This is a genomic window from Azoarcus taiwanensis, assembly GCF_012910885.1.
Lineage (GTDB): Bacteria > Pseudomonadota > Gammaproteobacteria > Burkholderiales > Rhodocyclaceae > Azoarcus_F > Azoarcus_F taiwanensis.
The window spans coordinates 1-1,504 of the sequence record NZ_WTVM01000257.1 but is presented as its reverse complement, the minus strand read 5'-3'; the positions used below and the strand labels follow the sequence as shown (position 1 = coordinate 1,504).

General features: G+C 68.7%; 1 protein-coding gene. It reads right to left on the bottom strand.

Going from position 1 to position 1,504, the window contains the following annotated elements; genetic code table 11:
• The coding region (locus GPA21_RS20135) for a non-ribosomal peptide synthetase (RefSeq protein ID WP_168989839.1) at positions 1-1,504 on the bottom strand (1,504 nt) is incomplete at both ends.

Here is a 1,504-nt window from a genome sequence, read left to right as displayed (position 1 = left end):
CCTCCTCGCGGTAGCGCACGATCAACCGCATCGCCTTGAGCGAGTCGCCGCCCAGGTTCCAGAAGGTGTCACGGATGCCGATGCTCCTGTCCCCCAGCAGTTCGGCCCAGATGGAGGCCAGCCGCTGTTCCATGGCGTCGCGCGGCGCCAGGTAGCCGGGGTTGGGGGCGCTGTCGAACACCACGGCCGGCAGCGCCTTCAGGTCTGCCTTGCCGCTGGCGCTGGTGGGGATGGCGGCAATGTGCTGGAAGTGCGCCGGGACCATGTAGGCGGGCAGGGCGTCGCCGAGGAACTCGCGCAACGCCGTGGATTGAACTGGCGAGCCGGTGGTCGAGGTGTAGAAGGCCACCAGCTGGGCCGCGCCGGAGGTGTCCGGGCGGGTGGTGACGATGGCCTGGGCGACGTCCGGGTGACGCCGCAGTGCCGCCTCGACCTCTCCGGCCTCGATACGGTAGCCGCGCAAGTTGATCTGGTGGTCCTCCCGGCCCAGGAACTCGACGGTGCCGTCCTCCCGCAGCCGTGCGCGGTCACCGGTGCGATACATCATCGAGCTGTCGTCGGCGAACGGGTCTGGCACGAAGGACCTGGCGGTGCGCTCGGGCTTGCCGTGATAGCCGGCCGCCACCCCCACGCCGCCGATGCACAGCTCACCGGCGACCCCCGGCAGGCAAAGGCGGTCGTTGCCGTCCACGATGTAGAGGCGGTTGTTGTCCAGCGGGCCGCCGATCGGGATGACGTCCAGTTCCACCAGGTTGTCGGCGTTGACGGGGATGGGGAAGAAGCTGGAGGCGACGCTGGCCTCGGTGGGACCGTACTCGTTGATGAGGCGGTGGCCGGGGTAGTGCTCCAGCCACAGGTTGAGGTCGGTCCGGCGGATGGTCTCGCCACCGAGCATGATGCGCATCTCCCCGACCATCGGCAGCGGCGGCAGATCGAGGTAGGCGCGGGCGCTGGCCAGCAGCGAGAAGTGGGAGGGCGTGACGTTGAGCAGGGTGATCTTCTTGTCGCTGATGAACCGCAGCAGCGTCTCCACGTCACGGGTCTTGTCGTCGTCCAGGATGTGCAGCGTGGCGCCGCTGATCAGCGGCGCCCAGTTGCTGGCCAGGGTCATGTCGAAGGCGTAGGACGTGACCAGGGCAAGCTGGTCGGTGGGGCCGAGCGCGTAGTAGCCGCGCACCCAGTGCAGGAAGTTGAGGATGTTGCGGTGGCGGATCATCACGCCCTTGGGGTCGCCGGTGGAGCCCGATGTGTAGATCATGTAGGCGAGGTCATCTGGGCCGGACTCGGTCCCCGGCCGGGAGTCCGGTTGCGAGTCGACGAGGTCGCGCCCCAGCAGGGCCGTCCCCTCCGTGTTCGCCTGGGCCTGGGCCTGTGAAACCTCCCTGTCGAGCAGGATGACGCGCTCCAGCTCCTTGCCGCCTTCCAGTGCCGCGTCGAGATGGCGCGCCTGGGTGAGCAAGACCCTTGCCCCGCTGTCGCGCAGCAGGTAGGCCAGCCTCTGCCG